The organism is Marinobacterium alkalitolerans, assembly GCF_017776525.1.
GTDB lineage: Bacteria > Pseudomonadota > Gammaproteobacteria > Pseudomonadales > Balneatricaceae > Marinobacterium > Marinobacterium alkalitolerans.
Genome location: NZ_JACVEW010000004.1, coordinates 32,179 through 49,636, shown reverse-complemented (window position 1 = coordinate 49,636; position 17,458 = coordinate 32,179). Strand labels below are relative to the sequence as shown.

Sequence of the window (17,458 nt, the reverse complement as noted above, 5' to 3'; positions counted from 1 at the left end):
CGTCTGCGGCTCAGTCCTTGCGGTTAGGGCTGAGCAGTTCGATCAGGTAGCCGTCCGGGTCTTTCACAAATGCCAGGATGGTGCCTGATGTGCTGTTCTTCATTGGGCCGGCTTCACGTACGACTTCTCCACCGCGGGCCTTGATATCTTCACAGGCCTGATACACATCATCGACTTCGATGGCGATATGGCCATAGCCGTTGCCCAGATCGTAGCCGCTGGTATCCCAGTTATGGGTCAGCTCCAGCACGGTGTTTTCGCTCTCGTCACCATAGCCCACAAAGGCAAGCGTGAATTTGCCTTCGGGGTAATCCTTGCGCCGCAACAGACGCATACCCAGCACTTCAGTGTAAAACGCCAGCGACTTTTCCAAGTCGGAAACACGGTACATGGTATGTAACATGCGCATGATCAAAACCTCCTGTGGGTATTCGGCCTGTCTAATGCTTTAGTTTAACGAAATCTGCTTGCGGCTTTTAGCCTACAATGGTTAATTGAGAGTATTGAACAACAATAGCCAAGGGGGGCTGACAATGTTCCAGGACATGACCAAACAGATGACAGAATCGATGGCACCATTTCGTGAACTGGTGAATATCCAGACCAAGATGCTCGAGGAACTGACGCGTCAGCAGATGGAGTGCACCAAGGCCTGCATCGAGGCCACCATGCAACAAACCAGCGAGTTGCAGAAGTGCAAAAGCCCCAATGACATGCTTGAACTTCAGCAAGCCTACGCCAAGGAACTGGAACAGACCCTGCGCGCCGCCAATGAGCAGAACCTGAAGGCGTTGACCGCCGCTCAGCAGGCCATGCAGCAGCTGGCACAGGATTCGGTTGAGGCAGTGACCGGCAAAAAGTAAAGTAGCCTCTCGCTTGGATACAGACACTAAGCAGCCCATTGGGCTGCTTTTTATTTGCACGAAGAGGAAAACGCATGCCGGGTCAGATCGGTCTCTTTTACGCCAGTACTACTGGAAACACTGAAGAGGTTGCACAGCAGATAGCGGCCATGGCCCCGGACCGAGTCCGTTTGCATGATATCGCCGCCGAGGGCGTTGCGCGTATGCAGGACTACGACACCCTGATTCTGGGCATTCCGACCTGGGACTTTGGTGAGCTGCAGGAAGACTGGGACGAGCACTGGCAGGCGTTCAGCCAGATCGATTTTCAAGCCAGGAGGGTTGCTCTGTTTGGTTTGGGTGACCAGCTCGGTTATGGCGAGTGGTTCCTGGATGCCATGGGGGCATTGCACGATCAGGTCGTGTCCGCCGGCGGAGAAGTGGTCGTGCCCTGGTCAACCGATGGCTATGATTTTGACGCCTCCAAGGCGTTGACGCCTGACGGGCAGCACTTTGTCGGACTGGCGCTGGACGAGGACGGGCAGCGCAGCGAGACGGAGGCTCGCCTGCAGCAGTGGTGGCCTCAGGTACTGGCCGCATTCGACAGCTGAGCCCGGCGTCGGCACAGCACATACCAGCACAGGCTTGACGCCTGGATACAGGAGCCCACCGCCAGTGCCGTGCGGTAGGCTTCGGTGGGGTAACGCCCGTCATCGCCAGCCCCCCAGAGCTCGATGATGGCCCCCATGCCCCACTGCATGACAAAGGCCCCCAGAAAAATGCCCAGATTCAGCGTGGTGGTCACCCGGCCACTGATCGCCTTGGGAAATGCCTGCCCCAGCCCTGCAAACATCAGGGTCCCGGAGGTACCGAAGAAGCCGAACAGGGCCCAGGCCACCACAGGCGCCTCTTCGGGCTGGTACTGAATCCAGATCAGTGCCGCCAGAAAAACGGCCATGCCGGCAAAGCTGACCTCTGTGGTTTTCATTCCCAGCCGTTGCAACCGGCTTGCCAGAGTGCCCAGTGTCAGAAAGCCGGCCACCATGCTGGCTGCGGAGATCATCAGCATGTCTGCCGCCGCACTGGCGGAAAGTCCGCTCACATGCCGCAGCCATTCGCCGGCCCACAGCGACTGGGTGGCAATGAACAGCGACTGAGACACCATGCTGGCCGGAGCCAGCTGATAGAAAGCGGGTGTCCTCAATACCTGCCCCACCTGGCGCAAATCCTCCTTCAGGCTCTGATGTCCCCCTGGACTCTCTGTGCAGGGGATCAGCACACGGGTCAGCAGTGCAACGGCCAGGCAGAGCAGTGCCAGCCCGATAAACAGTGTCCGCCAGTCGGTCCAGGCCAGCGCCCACTCGACAGGCAGGGTCGCGCTCAGGGCACCCAGACCGCCAAATGTGAGTTGCAGGCCGTTAATCATCGGAAGCTGCTCGGCCTTGAGCCAGCTGGTGTAGGCCTTGAACGCCGCCATCAAACAGGCAGACACCCCGATGCCGATCAGCCCCCGCCCCAGCCAGAGTGTCAGTGCTGATTCGGCCACTGCAAACAGCAGGCTGCCGGCGGCGGCAATGCACAGCAGTACCGAAGCGATGGTGCGGGTCTGGTAGCGGTCCAGCAGAATACCCAGCGGGATCTGGCAGGCCGCAAAGGTGAGAAAGTACGCACTTGAGATGAACCCCAGCGTGGAGGCGTCCAGATGCAGGCTGTCCATAATGGCGGGGGCCACCACTGCATTGATAACGCGAAACACGTAGGACAGCCAGTAGCCGAGCGCGAATGGAAGCATCAGTCGTAACAAAAGGGGCATGGAACTAATCATCGGGCCTGCTGCCTCAAGGCTGGGTTGAGCCGGCATTATACTGATTCAGGTTGTGTTTGCGGGCCAACTGCGTGCATCATTGAATTGCTCGATTAGTTATGTCTAATATTGAGTCCTGACTCAGACAATCAAAAGGGAACTGTTATGAACAAGATTGCTGCAATGGGATTGGCTGGCGTACTGGCTGTGGCAAGCACCGCTGCCATGGCGACCAAGCCGGAAGACGCAATTGACTACCGCCAGGGCGTGTTCAGCGCCATTAAATGGCACTTTGGCACCATGGGGGCGATGGTCAAAGGCAAGATGGATTACGATGCCGAAGACTTCGCGCGCCGTGCCGAAATCGTGGCTCAGCTGAGTCAGCTGCCGAAAGAAGGTTTCATCGAAGGCTCCTACAGCGGTGATACAGATGCGCTGCCCGCCATCGAAGAGAACTGGGACAAGTTTGAAGGCGGCATGAACATGCTGGCCGAGAATACCGCCAAGCTGGCTGAAGTTGCTGCCAGTGGTGATATGGATCAGATTCGCCCGGCCTTTGGTGAAGTCGGCAAAACCTGCAAGGGCTGCCACGACAACTTCAAGGACTGATCAGGGCTTCAGTTCACAGTCGGATCCATAAACGAAAAGGGCGCATTGAGCGCCCTTTTTCATGTCAGCTACAGCAGGTTCACCAGTGCCCAAATCAGCGCTGCTGAGCCCAGTGCCAGCAACAGACCCCGCACCCAGGGCGTAGGGCCCGCACCGGTAGTACCTTCGGGCAGCGGCTTGCGGCCGTGCAGCATCGCCTGTATGAGCTTTTCACCGCGCAGACGCTGGTGCCAGATCACGCCCAGCAGGTGAAGCCCGATGGCGATCAGCAGACCATCGAAAATCAGCTTGTGCCAGCGCGTGATTTCCACACTCAGGTCATAACTCACCAGGTGGACCAGCGGCCCTTCGGTGAAAATTTCATCATTGGCAAAAAGACCTGTACCGGCCTGAGCGGCGCTCAACAGCAGCAGTACCAGTACCATCCAGCCACCCAGAGGGTTGTGTCCGGCATGCTGATGCTCTTCACGACGCAGCATCTTCATGCCATAGCCAAGCGTCTGTTTGGGGCCGCGGATGAATTCTTTGAAACGGGCATAGTGAGTGCCCACAAGCCCCCAGCCAAGCCGAAACAGAATCAGTCCAAGAACGGTATAGCCGGCACGCATGTGCCAGGTCATCCAGTTGCCGCCCTGTTCGCCACTCCACCAGGCAAACAGGATGCTCGCTGCCAGCAGCCAGTGGAACAGGCGCACAAACAGGTCCCAGACGGGGGTTGGCAGGGTTGTGTCAGGTTGATGTGTCATGATCAATGTCCATTTAACCAGAGGTGACAGAGAATGCTGGCGCTGTAACCCAGCAAAATGGCCCAGCTCCATCTGAGATGGCTGAAGAAGGTATAGGTTCCCCGCGCCTGCCCCATGAGCGCAACGCCGGCAGCGGAGCCGATCGACAGCAGGGAGCCGCCCGTGCCGACCGTGAGGGTCGCCAGCAGCCACTGGGGCAGCGTCATGCCGGGGTCCATGCCCAGTACGGCGACCATGATCGGAATGTTGTCCACCAGTGCCGACATCAGGCCGATCAGGCTGTTGGCCAGCGTCACCCCGAGGCTGCCGTACAGGAGCGTGGACAGGTTGCTCAGGTAGCCGAGTGTGGCAAGCCCGCCGACACAGAGCACAACACCGTAGAAAAACATCAGGGTGTCCCAGGACTCACGCTCTACGACCTTGAAAATGTCAAAGCGGCGGATGACACCGGTATGGTCGCCCCGCAGCATGCTCTGTGTGCTGCTGTTGTCCGCATGGTGGTGAGTGATATGCCCCTGTTCGCGGTAAATCGGGTCGTGCTGGCTCAGGAAGTAGCCGTACATCTTCAGTGCGCCCAGACCGGTCATCATGCCCAGTACCGGCGGCAGATGAAGCAGGCTGTGAACCAGAACCGACAGGGCAATGGTTGCGATAAACATCAGCATGATGGTGACACCGCCCTTTTTCATGCGCTGATGGCGGCGCTCGCCACCGGGCTGAGAGGGCTCAACGACGGTCGACATGATAAGTGCGGGCACCAGCCAGTTGACCAAAGAGGGCAACAGAAGCAGGCCGAATTCGGGGAAGGCGACCTTTTCCTGTTGCCATACCATCAGCGTTGTAATATCACCGAAAGGGCTGAAAGCGCCGCCTGCATTGGCGGCCACCACCACGTTGACACAGCCGACGGAGATAAAGCGGTAGTGGTGGTTGCCTACCGCCAGCACCACGGCCCCCATCAACAGCGCGGTTGAGAGGTTATCGGCGATGGGGGACAGTATGAAGGTAAGTAGTCCGGTGACCCAGTAGATCTGGCGCAGGGAGAATTCGCGCGTGACCAGCCAGGTTCGCAGCGCAGCAAATACGCGCCGCTCCTCCAGCATGTTCACGTAGGTCATGGCCGCGATTAGAAACAGGAAAAGCTCGGCGTAGTCGAGGATGTAGCGCTGGAGTTCTATCCCCGCCGTATGCATGTCGCCCTGTTGTCGATAGGCCAGGGCCACCAGAATCCAGACCAGCCCGGCGGCCACAATCACGGGTTTGGACTTGCGCAGCTCCAGGCGCTCTTCCAGCACCACGCAGATGTAGCCCAGTACGAAAATCATCAGGGCCAGATACGCGTAGACGTTTTGGGTCAGGTCCAGGATCCGGGTGGCTGTCTCTGCCGCCACGACCGGAGATGCCACCAGTCCCGTCGGGAGGGCGGCCAGCCATCGTCTTCCACGCATCCTTTTCATAAGCAACTCCTGATTTATTGCCGCATTCTACCCGCTGAGAATGGCAAGTCGAACCGCAGACAGTCGGCACAGTCATTCAAACACTGCGCCTGATCAGTTAAGATACTCCTCTTTTTCCTAGCCAACGAGTGTCCAAGTACCACGATGGAAATCAACCCGATTCTCAACAGTCTGAAAGAGTTCAGCGAGCGTACCCTGGCGCTGCGCACCTACCTTGATTACGACGGCAAGCGTGAGCGCCTGGAAGAGGTGGAACGCGAGCTTGAAGATCCCAATGTCTGGAACGATCCGGACAATGCCCAGCAGTTGGGCAAGGAGCGCGCCGGGCTTGAGAACGTGGTTAAAACCATCGACGAGCTGGAGACCGGTATCAGCGATGCCGGCGACCTGCTGGAGATGGCCGTCGAAGAGAACGACGAAGACACCGTGGCTGAGGTTGAGGCCGATGTTGAGCGGCTGAAAAAGATGCTGGAGCAGCTGGAATTCCGTCGCATGTTCTGCGGCGAAGCGGATGAGAACAACGCATACCTGGATATTCAGGCGGGTTCGGGCGGTACCGAAGCTCAGGACTGGGCCAATATGCTGCTGCGAATGTACCTGCGCTGGGGTGAAAGCAAGGGCTTCAAGACCGAGCTGATCGAGGTATCCGACGGTGAAGTTGCCGGTATCAAGTCGGCCACCATCCGCTTTGAAGGCGAGTATGCCTTTGGCTGGCTGCGGACTGAAACCGGTGTGCACCGTCTGGTGCGTAAATCACCGTTCGACTCCGGTGGCCGTCGCCACACCTCGTTCTCGTCCGTATTCGTCTCCCCCGAAATCGACGATAACGTGGATATCGAAATCAACCCGGCCGACCTGCGCGTGGACGTGTATCGCGCTTCCGGCGCTGGTGGTCAGCACGTAAACCGAACCGAATCGGCGGTCCGTATCACGCACGAGCCTTCCGGTATCGTGGTACAGAGCCAGTCGGCACGCTCCCAGCACCAGAACCGTGACACCTGTATGAAGCAGCTGCGTGCAAAGCTCTACGAGATGGAGATGATGAAGCGCCGCGAAGCCGCACAGGAGCTGGAAGACTCCAAGGCCGATATCGGCTGGGGCAGCCAGATCCGCTCCTACGTGCTGGACGATCAGCGCATCAAGGATCTGCGCACCAACGTGCAAACCTCCAACTGTGATCGCGTACTGGACGGTGATCTGGACCAGTTTATTGAAGCCAGCCTCAAGGCCGGCCTGTAAGTTTTCGTTTTAAGGTAACGCCCGATGTCAGACAACAGTGTGCAGCAAGATGAAAACCGCCTGATCGCCGAGCGCCGCGAAAAACTCGCTGCGCTGCGCGAGGAAGGCAATGCTTTCCCGAACACCTTCCGCCGTGACAGCTATGCCGAAGACCTGCAGCAGGCGCATGGCGACAAGAGCAAGGAAGAGCTGGCAGAAGCTGGCATTCGCGTGTCCGTGGCCGGACGCGTCATGCTCAACCGTGGCGCCTTTATGGTCCTGCAGGACATGAGCGGCCGCATCCAGCTCTACGTCAACAAGCCGGCGCGTCCGTTTGCCAAGTCACTGGACCTGGGCGACATCATTGGCGTCAGCGGCCAGCTGCACAAGTCCGGCAAGGGCGACCTGTACGTTGACATGGAAGAGTTTGAACTGCTGACCAAGAGCCTGCGTCCGCTGCCGGACAAGTTCAAGGGCCTGCAGGACATGGAGATGCGCTACCGTCAGCGTTATGTGGACCTGATCATGAATGATCAGTCGCGCAAGGTGTTCGAGATGCGCTCGAAGATCGTGGCCGGTATCCGCAAGTACCTGATCGATCGCCGCTTCATCGAAGCCGAAACCCCGATGTTGCACCCGATTCCCGGTGGTGCGACCGCACGTCCGTTCATTACCCATCACAACGCGCTTGATCTGGACATGTACCTGCGTATCGCGCCGGAGCTGTACCTGAAGCGTCTGGTCGTGGGCGGCTTTGAGCGGGTGTTCGAGATCAACCGCAACTTCCGTAATGAAGGGCTTTCGACCCGTCATAACCCGGAATTCACCATGATTGAGTTCTATCAGGCCTATGCGGATTACAACGACCTGATGGACCTGACCGAAGACATGCTGCGCACCGTTGCCAAGGATGTGCTGGGGACAACCCTTGTCACCAACACCGTGCGTAACGAAGAAGGCGAAGTGCTGGAAACCTTCGAGTACGACATGGGCAAGCCGTTCACCCGCATGAGCGTATTCGACTCCATCCTGCACTTTAACCCGGATATCACCGCCGAAGCGCTGGCAGACGAAACCGCTGCACGCCAGATCGCCGAACGCATGGATATCGACGTGAAAGACGGCTGGGGTCTGGGCAAGGTACAGATCGAAATCTTCGAGAAAACCGTCGAGCACCGTCTGCAGCAGCCGACCTTCATCACCGAGTATCCGACTGAAGTCAGCCCGCTGGCCCGTCGCAGCGATCACAACCCGCATGTGACCGATCGCTTTGAATTCTTCGTGGGCGGCCGTGAGCTGGCCAACGGCTTCTCGGAGTTGAACGACGCTGAAGATCAGGCCGAGCGCTTCCGCAAGCAGGTGGAAGAGAAAGACGCCGGTGATGACGAAGCGATGCACTTTGATGAAGACTACGTACAGGCACTGGAATACGGCCTGCCGCCGACCGCGGGTGAAGGTATCGGCATTGATCGTCTGGTGATGCTGTTTACCGATTCACCGTCGATTCGTGATGTGCTGCTGTTCCCGGCCATGCGTCCGCGTGGCTGATCGCTGACCGCGACTATTGCGTTATCCACAGGGCCACTTCGAGTGGCCCTGTTTGTTTACGGAGAGTATCTATGGCTCTTGACAAGGCACCGAGCTGGCAGCCCTGGCTGCAGCCGGAGTTCGATCAGCCCTACATGCAGGCGCTGAAACAGTTTCTGCAGGCTGAGAAGGCTGCGCACAAGGTGATCTATCCACACTCCTCCAACTGGTTCCATGCGCTGGAGGCGACGCCGCTGGATCAGGTCAAGGTAGTGGTGATCGGTCAGGATCCCTATCATCAGCCCGGTCAGGCACATGGGCTCTGCTTCTCTGTGAAGCCCGGTGTCAAAACGCCGCCCTCGCTGGTGAATATTTACAAGGAGTTACAGAGCGATCTGGGGATCGCACCAGCCGATCATGGTTATCTGGAAAGCTGGGCTTGGCAGGGGGTGTTGTTGCTCAACGCAGTGCTGACCGTGGAGCAGAGTAATGCCAATGCCCATCAGGGCAAGGGCTGGGAGCGCTTCACGGACCGTGTGATCGAGCTGGTGAATGAGCAGTGTGAGCATGTGGTGTTCATGCTCTGGGGTAGTTATGCACAGAAAAAGGGTGCCAGCATCGATACGCACAAGCACCTCGTCCTGAAAGCCCCGCACCCCTCGCCGTTGTCGGCTCACCGCGGATTCTTTGGCTGTGGCCATTTTTCAAAGGCGAACCAGTGGCTCGAACAGCAGGGCATGCAGCCTGTGCAGTGGGAGTTGCCGCCGCTATCGGCTCTTCAGTCCTGAGGGCTGGGGCTGCGTTTTGATTGGCGCGGGTGGCCTGTCCACCTGCGCGCCAGTTGCCTGAACGGGCCCACATAAAGCTGCAGCAGAGATTGCTCCCCCGGCTGCCGGCGCCAGTGAGTGCCCAGGCGTTTAGGCGGCTGCTCGTCGGAGCGGTACAGGGTGCCGAAAAGTCGGTCCCAAATGGCCAGCATGGCGCCGAAGTTTTTATCGTAGTGGCGGGGGCGAGCCGAGTGGTGAATCTGGTGCTGGGCGGGCGAAATGAGCCAGCCCTCCAGCCAGGACCAGTAGCGCCAGTAAATATGGGAGTGGCGCAGGTTGCTCCCCAGCAGGTTGAAGCCAAAGTTGAACACGTTGGCCCCCAGCAACGTGATCAGGCTGATCTGACCCGGGAAAAAATAGAAGAACACAGCCAGACAGCAGGCGTTGACCACAACCGAGCGCATGCTGAACAGCAGTACTTCCACCGGATGGGCCCGAAGTACGGTCAGAGGTGTCAGTGTGCGGGCGCTGTGGTGAACGGCATGGAAGTACCAGAGCGCGGGCAAGCGGTGCATTAACCGGTGTAGCCAGTATCGAGCGAAATCATCCAGTACGAACAGGCACAGGGTGAATGCAAAGGGGATGACCCAGGGTGTTTCAACAAACAGCATGGGCCGCTCAAACCAGTTGTTCACTTGCGTCAGTCCCCATTGAGCCAACGCTATGGCATCGGGTAACCAGGGCGTGAGCGGAATGAAGATCAGCAGGTTGAGCAGGATGATCTGGTAGTCGGCGCGAGCTGAAGGGGTCCGCCAGGTTCGGGTCGACAGAACCTGCGAACAGGCCTGGCGCCAGGAATGCTGCCGGGCCCTTAACACTAATATGCCCAGGGCTGCGGCCGTTGCCAGGTGCAGAATGAACAGGCGCTTGTCTGTTCCGAATGTGCTGGCATAGAGCGTATTCAGAAGTTCACTCATAATGAACCAGGAGGCTGGCTGCCCAGCCCCCCTGACGACCCCTTGATCAGTCGTTTTCCATGTGCGCCTTGACCTTGATCTCTTCGGCCAGGCTATCCATGTTATTCAGCATGTCGTTCTTGCGATCCAGCAGGTGGAACTGCTGTGCCAGCAGCTTCTGAACCTTCAGCATGTTCAACGCATAGGCCTGCAGCGTGATGCTGTTGGACTGGGTGAAGTTACCCTCGGCATCGATGCCGGTCACCTGAGTATCGCCCAGCATGACCGGGCTGAAGCCGATCAGGCGGTCCAGCTGTACGCCAAAGGCACCCAGATCGCGTCCACTGACACCCAGAGACAGGGCAAAGCCTTTCATTTCACCCCAGTGCTTGGCATAGGTGCGGATGATTTCGCTGGTGCTTTCACCGCTGTCGATGGCAGCCAGAAGGGCCTGGATGTCCTTGTATACGGAGCCGGCATATTTGAAGGCCGCCTCTGCGATGACACGCTCCCAGTTCTGCTTGATGGTGTCGGCGTAGTCGGCCAGCTTGGCAAGCTCATCATCGGTCAGCTGCTCGCCGTTTGCATCAGCAATCAGCTGGCGTCCGTCCACAAATGCCTGAGTAATGGTATGCAGGTAGTTGGACTTGCCACCCTTGTCGGCACCCGCCGCGTAGTATGCGTGCGCAAATGCCATTTCGCTGGACAGATCAACAACGCCGTCATCGTTGGCATCTGCCTTGTCGAACAGTTCGGCCTTCTGCTTGGCGATGCCGTATACCTCGGCCGGGGTCAGATCCAGCGTGTGTGCGGGGGCGCCAAAGTAGCCGAAGGCTTCGTCCCAGACATGCTCTTTGCCGGTGTAGGCGGCACCATCCTTGTAGGGGGCATCGTTACGGTGGGAGGCAGCGGTAATGCGCTCATCGAGGTATACGTCTACAGCCTGGTGGTAGAACACCGCGCCCATGGCAAACTTGGAGAAAATCTGGCGATAATCGTAGCCGATCAGCGGGTCATAGCCCTTTTCGCTTTCAGCCGCCTTGGTCAACAGGTGACGCAGTACTTCGTCCCCGGTCATCTGACCCGGCCAGCCGTTGACGATACCACCGTAGGCCTTGCCGCTGAGGTTCTTGCCAGCAGAAATATCAGCCACCAGAGACTGTTTAACCGGGAAACCATCCTTGCTGACAGGGTCGACAACCTTGCGCTGCTCGTCCTTGCCTTCGTAGTAGGCGAGCAGTGTTTCAATGTCGGCATTGGCACCAATCAGGGACTTCAGCGAGTTGTGAAGGACCTGACGAGCGGCCTGACCCGTGTAGGCGGTTGAGGTGGTGGCACTGCCTTCATACCCCTTCACGGTAACCGGGAAGTCCGCATAGTCCTGTGCAAAAGCCTGGGTAGAAACGGCAAGTGAAACGGCCAGTGACAATCTCTTCAGCATATCTTTATCTCAAATCGTTATGTGAATTGTTCTCATTCATGGCTGCGAACGATAACAAATCTTATTTCTGGAGAGCAAGTCCAAAATGGCACCTTTTGATCGGTGTCAGTTTTGAGAGCAATGGCAAGAGGCTGCTGGCCGCTAATTGGCAAGCGGAGCCGTGTATTAGGTTCAGGTAGGAAAAAACATATAGAAAGGGCTGGCAGTTGCCAGCCCTTTCAGGGGTATGTCATGAGATAAAGGAGGTTAGCGCCGGCGGGGGAGCATCGCCTTCAGATCACGATTCATTGGCAAGCTGAAGTTATGTGCGGCCAGGATGATGTTATCTTCGGTTCTCACCAGACGTACGTTGACGTAGATGTTGTTCCCGCCCAGAGCATAGGTCCCCAGCAGTACAGCCTGTGCATCATGTGACTGGACCAGGCTGTGGAGGGTGCGCGACAGAATAAGTTCACCGGTGCGCTCTTTTACAAACAGGTTTTCCCGCATTTTGACTTCGATCACGGGTACGCCCCTGGCGGCCAGAGAACTGGTGAACTGCTCTGAAAGCGTACGGCCCAGAGTAGAGGACTGCTGCAAATCATCGATATCTGCAAAAGTGGCGACCAGCAAAGGACTGCCCGAATTCAGCCTTGCGTTTTTCATCAAGGCGCTGGCTGCATTCTGAACCTGTCCGATCAGGTCAACTTCAGGGTCAGACGGACGTTTGCTCTGAGTACCAACGCACCCGGTAGCACCCAATACCATCAAGGCCATTAGGCTGGCTGCGAGCCATTTAGTTAGAGTTCTCATGGTGCCCTCCCTGATTACCACTCGTTGGAAACATTGACAGGTTTAGTGTTCGGTGCGGCCTTGGCCTTGTAGTGGTCGTTATCGCCGGGGTTTATGTAATAGATGCTGGAGTTCGAGTAGAGCACCTGGCCGGACTGCTGGACCTGAGTCGTGATGACCACTTCCTGCCCGCTTTCACTGGTAACGTTACCGCTGAACAGGTCTGCCACGCCAGCCGCCGGGATCAATGCCAGTGCCGGTTCACTCCAGTGGTTGAAGGGAATCGTCGCAACTGCCACACCTGCTGCAAGAGCGGTGTAAGCCCCCTGAGGTGCCCGAACAAAACCGCGATCCTTGTGTTCAACGACTTGTACCTTATAGCTCACCTTGGCAGCCAGCTCGGGGGAGGTTTTGACCACGGCACCTGCCGAAACCAGCTGGCTGGTCAGCAGGTTGTCAAAGGCCGAGCTGAAGGGTGTGGGCTGTTTCGATGATTGAATGTAGAGCGCTTTCCCGGGGAATTTTTGCACCAGTTGTTCAGCCTGATGTTGTGCCAGAACATCCCAGTGATGCGCAGCCTGCATTTTTTGCTGCTCACTGATCGGGTATGTGGTGGCAATCGGGGCTTGAGATGTGTTGGTTGCGAAGCAACCGGCGAGCAGGGTGCTTCCGACACCCAGGATGCAGAGCTTACGAAGCATGGCAAGATCCTTTATTTAAATTTCCATGGCGTTGCGCAGTGCGCCTGACGTATCCGTGCGCGGTCCAACGTTTTCGGCGAAAATCGCCTCAAAGGAAAGAATAACAGAACTGGGGCTGGGCGCGAATCGACCGGAGCGAAAACTCCGGTCGTTTCAGATCAGCGCTTGCTGACGAACAGGCTGGGGTCGAGAGAGTAGGGCAGGGGGAGAAGGGAAAGCGCAGGGCCCTGCTCATCGTCGAGGTGCAGGGTGCTTTCTTCCGCTTCACTCTTGATGGCAACGGCCAGTACTCGATAGGTGCTGTTGTCGGTCTGCGCGACACGCACGATCTGGCCGGCATTGCTCTTGTTGTCACTGGCCACGGCATCGCCCGGCGCGGGAGCCTGCTCGGTGACCACCTCGGCCAGATACATGGGACGCTTGAGCTGGCCGCGGTGTTGCAGCCGGGTCACGATCTCCTGCCCTGTGTAGCACCCTTTGCTGAAGCTGACACCCTTGAATTCCTGCAGATTGATCATCTGCGGAATGAAGGCTTCACGGGTGGCCGGGTACAGCTCGGGAATCGCTGCGTTGACGGCTTCCAGTTCCCATGCGTTGCTGGGGCCCAGCGGGGCATCCGGCTGCAGCGCATCGAGGGTGTCATCCAGATGGGTGGCCGGTAGCCAGAGCTCGGCCAGTCGATCCGAGTGGGCGATGGCGACACTGCCGTCCACCTTCAGGCCGCTGGCCAGTGCTTGGCTGTCGGGCCCGCACAGGCCAACACCCAGCAGGTCACTGGCCAATTCGGCTTCGGCCTTGGAGAAAATGATGTACTTCTTCAGCAGCGCCAGCGCATCGTCGATCAAGTCCAGGCGAGTACGCAGCCAGTAGGTATCCTCGGCTGCGTGGATCACCTGATACAGGCTGTGGATATGCCCCTTGATGTTGCAGTGGGCGCCGGGCAGATGACCGGCTCTGTCCACTTCGGCCAGATCACAGCTGAGCTGGCCTTGCAGGAACTTGTGTGCGTCGGGGCCGCTGACACGGATGATGCCGTAACCGGTCAATGGGACGGAGCGTGTTTCACTGTCCGCTTCCGGAGTGGTTATGATCTGATCCCCGGCCACTTCAACGCCCGGGCGGTTAAGCCATTCTTGCCAGTGTGCATGCATGATTTGCTTGATCTCCTTTACCGCATCAGCCGTCAGTGTAAACCAGAACGCAGGGCTGATCAGCCCGTGATCAGCAGGGTTATTCGCCGCTGATGGCCGTGCCCAGACTTTGTCCCATGCGCACACTGCTGCCGGCTTTCAGGGCTTCATCCCAGCGGGCCGCGTTGGGGCCGAAGAGCACGATCACCGTGGACCCCAGTTTGAACCGGCCCATCTCAGCACCCTTTTCCAGCGTGATGGGAGTCTGATCGTGGTGCCGGTCGAGAATAACCGGGCGTTTGGATGCCGGGGCAACCTGACCGTTCCAGACCGTTTCGATGCCTGCCACGATCATGGCGCCAACCAATACCATCGCCATGGGGCCGTGTTCGGTATCAAAAATGGCGACAAGTCGCTCGTTGCGGGCAAAAAGGTTGTCGACCCCTTCGGCTGTCACCTGATTGACAGAGTAGAGATCGCCCGGGATGTATACCGTTTCGCGCAGGGTACCGGTGACCGGCATGTGGACACGGTGGTAGTCCCGGGGCGACAGGTAGACGGTGGCAAATTGACCGTTGATGAAGGGCTCGGCTCGCTCAATGCTGCCGCCCAGTAGTGTCGTCAGGCCATAGCCACGCCCTTTGGCCTGAAAAATACGGCCATGTTCAATGGCGCCGAGCTGGCTGATGGCGCCGTCGGCTGGAGAGAGGAGCGCGCCGGGCGTATTGTCCAGCGGCCTTGCATCCGGCTTCAGGGCCCGCGTGAAGAAGGCGTTAAAGTGTTTATAGGCTTCGGGGTTGGGCTCCAGCGCCTGACTCATGTCGACGCGGTAGCGCTTGCGAAACCAGTTGATAAAGCTGTTTTTGACCCAGCCGATACGGCATTCGGCCAGACGGCCTGCCAGACGCGACAGCAGGTGCTGAGGCAGCAGGTGTTGCAGCAGGATAAAAAGTGCGTTTTTCAAAGTGTACTCGCTTCTTGTGTCAGTCTGTCTCAACGGGCAGGTCCGGCCGGTTGCCCCATTCATACCAGGAGCCATCATAGCAGCTCAGTTGCTGCAACCCTGCCCAGGTACCGGCCAGCCAGGTCAGGCCTGAGCGCCTGTGGGTCTGACAGTGTGTCACGACCGGTTGTTCAAGCACGCATCCCTTGTCAGTCAGAAGGGCTCGAATGGCTTCACGCGGTTTGAGACAGGGGATGTCGCCCGGCTCAAGCAGGTCGGTCCATTCCAGGTGGAAAGCCCCCGGAATATGGCCGCCACGCTGGGCGTTGACCACTTTTTCTCCTCGGTATTCCGCCTCTGAACGGGCGTCCCAGACCTGAAGCGGACCATCAAGCTGTGCGCTGATCTGCTCTGCGGTCAAGCGCAGCTCTGGTCGCATTTGAACCTGCGCGTCAGTTGGCGCAGGCTGGCGTGGAGCTGTCTCTGTGGTATACCCGGCTGCCAGCCAACCCGGCAGATGGCCATCAAGAAAACTGGCGCCGGTGTGTCCTGCACAGCGCAGCGTCCAGATCAGGCGACCGGCCCAGGGGCCTTTCTGGTCATCATAGGCCACTACATGGGTCTGGGGGGTAATGCCCAGTTCGGAGAGAAGCTGACGCAACTGGGCCTCTGTGGGGATCAGGTTCGGCACTGGCCCTTCACCTCGGAGCAGGCGTGCCGGGTCCAGATGCACGGCGCCGGGAATGTGCCCTTCGGCGTAGTGTTCGGCACTGGACAGGTCCAGTATGAGCAGGTCGGGATTGTCGAGCAGGGGCTCCAATTCGGCAGCGCTGATAACCAGTGGCAGCATGACTGAGTCCATTATTGAGTGTGAGGTGATCTTAGCGGAGAGGTGGCCTGTGACCAAGCTAGCCGGGCAGGCGCTTCAATGCCAGGGTGGCCGCCGCGCAGAGCTGTCGAAACTGCTCATACTGAAAATCGGTCAGAGCAGTGTGCCCGGGGATGTCATCCGCATAGAGAATGGCCAACGGCTGGTCGTTTCGGAATACTGACATCAACAGGTAGTCGTGCTCTGCGACAGCTGCACTGAACGCCTCTGGCAGCATGGGGGCCAGAGAGTGACGTTTGGGCGTATCGATCCATATGCCGGCCGGCTTCTCGCTCAGGCGCTTGAACAGGCTGGGGACGTCCAGACTCAGCTCCAGGCTGGCCAAAGGGTGTTTTTCGTCTATCCCCAGGCTGCGCCGCGTATGCAGCATGAGTGTTTTGGGATTGACCAGCATAAGTGATACGCGGCTGAGCCCCAACCCCTGGTGCAGCCCTTGCAGCAGAGCCTGAAGAATGTGGGCAGGCGTGGTATAGAGTTCGTATCCCCTTTGCAGGCGTTCGAATACCTGTTTGTATATGTGTGGGTGCAGGCACTCAGTGACCGGTCTGGCGGGCTTGTCTTCGGCCGCCTTCAGTGGAGGAGGCGGTGCAGGTTTGGGTTTGACCGGACGTGGTGCCTCGGGTATCAGACGCTTGATTTCCTGGTCACTCAACATGCCGAGGTATTGGTCGGCGGAAGGAATAAGCAGCATTTCGCTGGCCGGGCTGAGTGTCCCGGGAACGTGGAACTGGCGTGAGGATTCTGCACAGAAACCATGCAGTTGCCCCAGCAACACGTCCGGCTGAGTGCTGAGGTAATCGGCCAGTATGTCCATAAGATGGGCTGCTTTCTTGCTGTACCACCCTCGCGTGGTGGTCAATGCAAGCCAGTTGCCGAGCTTGACGGGGAAAAAGCGCTGCTGTGCCAGCTGGTTGGCTTCTCGCAGTTCCAGTTTGCCCATTCTCGGATCCTTCAGTGCCCTGCGGTGCAGCAGCCTGAGGTCGGACTGGCTCGGGGAGGTGTCGTGGTCCAGTGCCTGTTGGGTAAGCTCGGGCAGATCCCAGCGTTTTGCCAGTTCTGCGCCGAGCGCCTGAGCTGTACACCCCAGCAGGTCCTGTTCTGCCAGCGCAACGTCCACGCCATCCTGCAACACACGTTTCTGGTACTGGTGCTTGTGCAACGGCGCATGTAACCAGAGCATCCAGTGTACGGCACCGTAGAGCAGCGCTGCCAGACGCACCTCTTCCACGAAAGGCAGGCCGCGCATACGGCACAGCTCCGCTGCCTGAACGGAGGCGTGCTGGCTGTCAGCGATGGCACGAAAATACATTTTCTGCTGCATGCTGGCCGGGTTGACCTTGAGGGTTTGCAGGCTCTGGCATAAAGCCGCCAGCGCGTCCATTCCCAGCGAACCTACCGCGTGTTCGATGCTGGTGACAGTGGAGTTCTTTTCCCGGTGCCTGCTCTGTGCCAGGCGGGTGACATGAAAGCAGAGAGCCGGATCTTGACGCACCAGATCCGTGATCTGATGCAGGGTAGCATTATCACTGTTTACCAGCCGTTTCAGTCGCACGAGCACGCTGACGCGCACGGGGAGCGGGCGTTGCTCAAGGTAGTCCGCCCAGGCGTCGAGGCCGTACAGGGGCGGTGTCTCATCAGAGGCAGAAGATGTGCTCAT

At 58.3% G+C, this 17,458-nt stretch carries 18 protein-coding genes; 6 read left to right on the top strand and 12 right to left on the bottom strand.

Annotated features, from left to right (window positions below):
• Window positions 1-10: 10 nt before the first annotated feature.
• On the bottom strand, window positions 11-409 hold the full coding sequence (gene gloA / locus H9C73_RS03625; protein ID WP_209286433.1) for a lactoylglutathione lyase: 399 nt from the start codon (window positions 407-409) through the stop codon (window positions 11-13).
• A 124-nt stretch (window positions 410-533) separates the two neighbouring features.
• On the opposite strand from gloA, the gene H9C73_RS03620 reads away from it, so the two are divergent.
• Together H9C73_RS03620 and fldB are read left to right on the top strand one after the other, a co-directional pair.
• Entirely contained in the window at window positions 534-863 is a 330-nt protein-coding gene (locus H9C73_RS03620; protein ID WP_209286432.1) for a phasin family protein, read from the top strand.
• A 74-nt stretch (window positions 864-937) separates the two neighbouring features.
• Entirely contained in the window at window positions 938-1,453 is a 516-nt protein-coding gene (fldB, locus tag H9C73_RS03615; protein ID WP_209286431.1) for a flavodoxin FldB, read from the top strand.
• Here the strand turns inward: fldB and H9C73_RS03610 are convergent.
• A complete protein-coding gene (locus tag H9C73_RS03610) occupies window positions 1,426-2,655 on the bottom strand; it encodes an MFS transporter (RefSeq protein ID WP_209286430.1) in 1,230 nt (409 codons plus the stop codon). The genes fldB and H9C73_RS03610 overlap by 28 nt on opposite strands.
• A 156-nt stretch (window positions 2,656-2,811) precedes the next feature.
• On the opposite strand from H9C73_RS03610, the gene H9C73_RS03605 reads away from it, so the two are divergent.
• Window positions 2,812-3,255 carry a c-type cytochrome gene (locus H9C73_RS03605; protein WP_209286429.1) on the top strand — a complete coding sequence of 148 codons (444 nt, stop codon included), beginning with the start codon at window positions 2,812-2,814 and terminating at the stop codon, window positions 3,253-3,255.
• A 68-nt stretch (window positions 3,256-3,323) separates the two neighbouring features.
• On the opposite strand, the gene H9C73_RS03600 is transcribed toward H9C73_RS03605, so the two are convergent.
• Window positions 3,324-4,001 (bottom strand): cytochrome b/b6 domain-containing protein, encoded by a 678-nt coding sequence (locus tag H9C73_RS03600; protein ID WP_209286428.1) that lies wholly within the window; start codon window positions 3,999-4,001, stop codon window positions 3,324-3,326.
• Window positions 4,002-4,003: 2 nt separating this feature from the next.
• On the bottom strand, window positions 4,004-5,449 hold the full coding sequence (nhaD, locus tag H9C73_RS03595) for a sodium:proton antiporter NhaD (protein ID WP_236014063.1): 1,446 nt from the start codon (window positions 5,447-5,449) through the stop codon (window positions 4,004-4,006).
• A gap of 153 nt (window positions 5,450-5,602) precedes the next feature.
• Between nhaD and prfB the strand changes: the two genes are divergently transcribed.
• The 3 genes from prfB to ung all read left to right on the top strand — a co-directional run bounded on the left by prfB (window position 5,603) and on the right by ung (window position 8,991).
• Entirely contained in the window at window positions 5,603-6,697 is a 1,095-nt protein-coding gene (gene prfB / locus H9C73_RS03590; RefSeq protein WP_209286426.1) for a peptide chain release factor 2, read from the top strand.
• Window positions 6,698-6,721: 24 nt separating this feature from the next.
• Window positions 6,722-8,224: a lysine--tRNA ligase gene (lysS, locus tag H9C73_RS03585; RefSeq protein ID WP_209286425.1), complete on the top strand. Its 1,503-nt coding sequence runs from the start codon at window positions 6,722-6,724 to the stop codon at window positions 8,222-8,224.
• 71 nt (window positions 8,225-8,295) lie between these two features.
• The gene (gene ung, locus H9C73_RS03580; protein ID WP_209286424.1) at window positions 8,296-8,991 is read left to right on the top strand and encodes a uracil-DNA glycosylase; all 696 of its coding nucleotides are present in this window, start codon (window positions 8,296-8,298) and stop codon (window positions 8,989-8,991) included.
• On the opposite strand, the gene H9C73_RS03575 is transcribed toward ung, so the two are convergent.
• The 8 genes from H9C73_RS03575 to H9C73_RS03540 form a co-directional block, all read right to left on the bottom strand.
• A complete protein-coding gene (locus H9C73_RS03575; protein ID WP_209286423.1) occupies window positions 8,982-9,947 on the bottom strand; it encodes a sterol desaturase family protein in 966 nt (321 codons plus the stop codon). The two genes, ung and H9C73_RS03575, sit on opposite strands and share 10 nt — an antisense overlap.
• A gap of 46 nt (window positions 9,948-9,993) precedes the next feature.
• On the bottom strand, window positions 9,994-11,367 hold the full coding sequence (locus H9C73_RS03570; RefSeq protein ID WP_209286422.1) for a DUF4856 domain-containing protein: 1,374 nt from the start codon (window positions 11,365-11,367) through the stop codon (window positions 9,994-9,996).
• A 246-nt stretch (window positions 11,368-11,613) separates the two neighbouring features.
• A complete protein-coding gene (locus tag H9C73_RS03565; protein ID WP_209286421.1) occupies window positions 11,614-12,159 on the bottom strand; it encodes a FlgO family outer membrane protein in 546 nt (181 codons plus the stop codon).
• Between the two features lie 14 nt (window positions 12,160-12,173).
• Window positions 12,174-12,839, bottom strand: a complete 666-nt coding sequence (locus tag H9C73_RS03560) for a hypothetical protein (protein WP_209286420.1) — start codon at window positions 12,837-12,839, stop codon at window positions 12,174-12,176.
• Window positions 12,840-12,997: 158 nt separating this feature from the next.
• On the bottom strand, window positions 12,998-13,990 hold the full coding sequence (gene ygfZ / locus H9C73_RS03555; protein WP_209286419.1) for a CAF17-like 4Fe-4S cluster assembly/insertion protein YgfZ: 993 nt from the start codon (window positions 13,988-13,990) through the stop codon (window positions 12,998-13,000).
• 79 nt (window positions 13,991-14,069) lie between these two features.
• Complete coding sequence (gene asd / locus H9C73_RS03550) at window positions 14,070-14,933, bottom strand: archaetidylserine decarboxylase (protein ID WP_209286418.1); 864 nt, start codon at window positions 14,931-14,933, stop codon at window positions 14,070-14,072.
• Between the two features lie 19 nt (window positions 14,934-14,952).
• Window positions 14,953-15,762: a sulfurtransferase gene (locus tag H9C73_RS03545; RefSeq protein ID WP_236014062.1), complete on the bottom strand. Its 810-nt coding sequence runs from the start codon at window positions 15,760-15,762 to the stop codon at window positions 14,953-14,955.
• Window positions 15,763-15,820: 58 nt separating this feature from the next.
• Window positions 15,821-17,458: an HDOD domain-containing protein gene (locus H9C73_RS03540; protein ID WP_209286416.1), complete on the bottom strand. Its 1,638-nt coding sequence runs from the start codon at window positions 17,456-17,458 to the stop codon at window positions 15,821-15,823.

Bases quoted from the DNA above. Each gene is read 5' to 3' on its own strand.
- gloA (WP_209286433.1), bottom strand. From the start codon at position 409: ATGCGCATGTTACATACCATGTACCGTGTTTCCGACTTGGAAAAGTCG.
- H9C73_RS03620 (WP_209286432.1), top strand. From the start codon at position 534: ATGTTCCAGGACATGACCAAACAGATGACAGAATCGATGGCACCATTT.
- fldB (WP_209286431.1), top strand. From the start codon at position 938: ATGCCGGGTCAGATCGGTCTCTTTTACGCCAGTACTACTGGAAACACT.
- H9C73_RS03610 (WP_209286430.1), bottom strand. From the start codon at position 2,655: ATGCCCCTTTTGTTACGACTGATGCTTCCATTCGCGCTCGGCTACTGG.
- H9C73_RS03605 (WP_209286429.1), top strand. From the start codon at position 2,812: ATGAACAAGATTGCTGCAATGGGATTGGCTGGCGTACTGGCTGTGGCA.
- H9C73_RS03600 (WP_209286428.1), bottom strand. From the start codon at position 4,001: ATGACACATCAACCTGACACAACCCTGCCAACCCCCGTCTGGGACCTG.
- nhaD (WP_236014063.1), bottom strand. From the start codon at position 5,449: ATGCGTGGAAGACGATGGCTGGCCGCCCTCCCGACGGGACTGGTGGCA.
- prfB (WP_209286426.1), top strand. From the start codon at position 5,603: ATGGAAATCAACCCGATTCTCAACAGTCTGAAAGAGTTCAGCGAGCGT.
- lysS (WP_209286425.1), top strand. From the start codon at position 6,722: ATGTCAGACAACAGTGTGCAGCAAGATGAAAACCGCCTGATCGCCGAG.
- ung (WP_209286424.1), top strand. From the start codon at position 8,296: ATGGCTCTTGACAAGGCACCGAGCTGGCAGCCCTGGCTGCAGCCGGAG.
- H9C73_RS03575 (WP_209286423.1), bottom strand. From the start codon at position 9,947: ATGAGTGAACTTCTGAATACGCTCTATGCCAGCACATTCGGAACAGAC.
- H9C73_RS03570 (WP_209286422.1), bottom strand. From the start codon at position 11,367: ATGCTGAAGAGATTGTCACTGGCCGTTTCACTTGCCGTTTCTACCCAG.
- H9C73_RS03565 (WP_209286421.1), bottom strand. From the start codon at position 12,159: ATGAGAACTCTAACTAAATGGCTCGCAGCCAGCCTAATGGCCTTGATG.
- H9C73_RS03560 (WP_209286420.1), bottom strand. From the start codon at position 12,839: ATGCTTCGTAAGCTCTGCATCCTGGGTGTCGGAAGCACCCTGCTCGCC.
- ygfZ (WP_209286419.1), bottom strand. From the start codon at position 13,990: ATGCATGCACACTGGCAAGAATGGCTTAACCGCCCGGGCGTTGAAGTG.
- H9C73_RS03545 (WP_236014062.1), bottom strand. From the start codon at position 15,762: ATGCTGCCACTGGTTATCAGCGCTGCCGAATTGGAGCCCCTGCTCGAC.
- H9C73_RS03540 (WP_209286416.1), bottom strand. From the start codon at position 17,458: ATGAGCACATCTTCTGCCTCTGATGAGACACCGCCCCTGTACGGCCTC.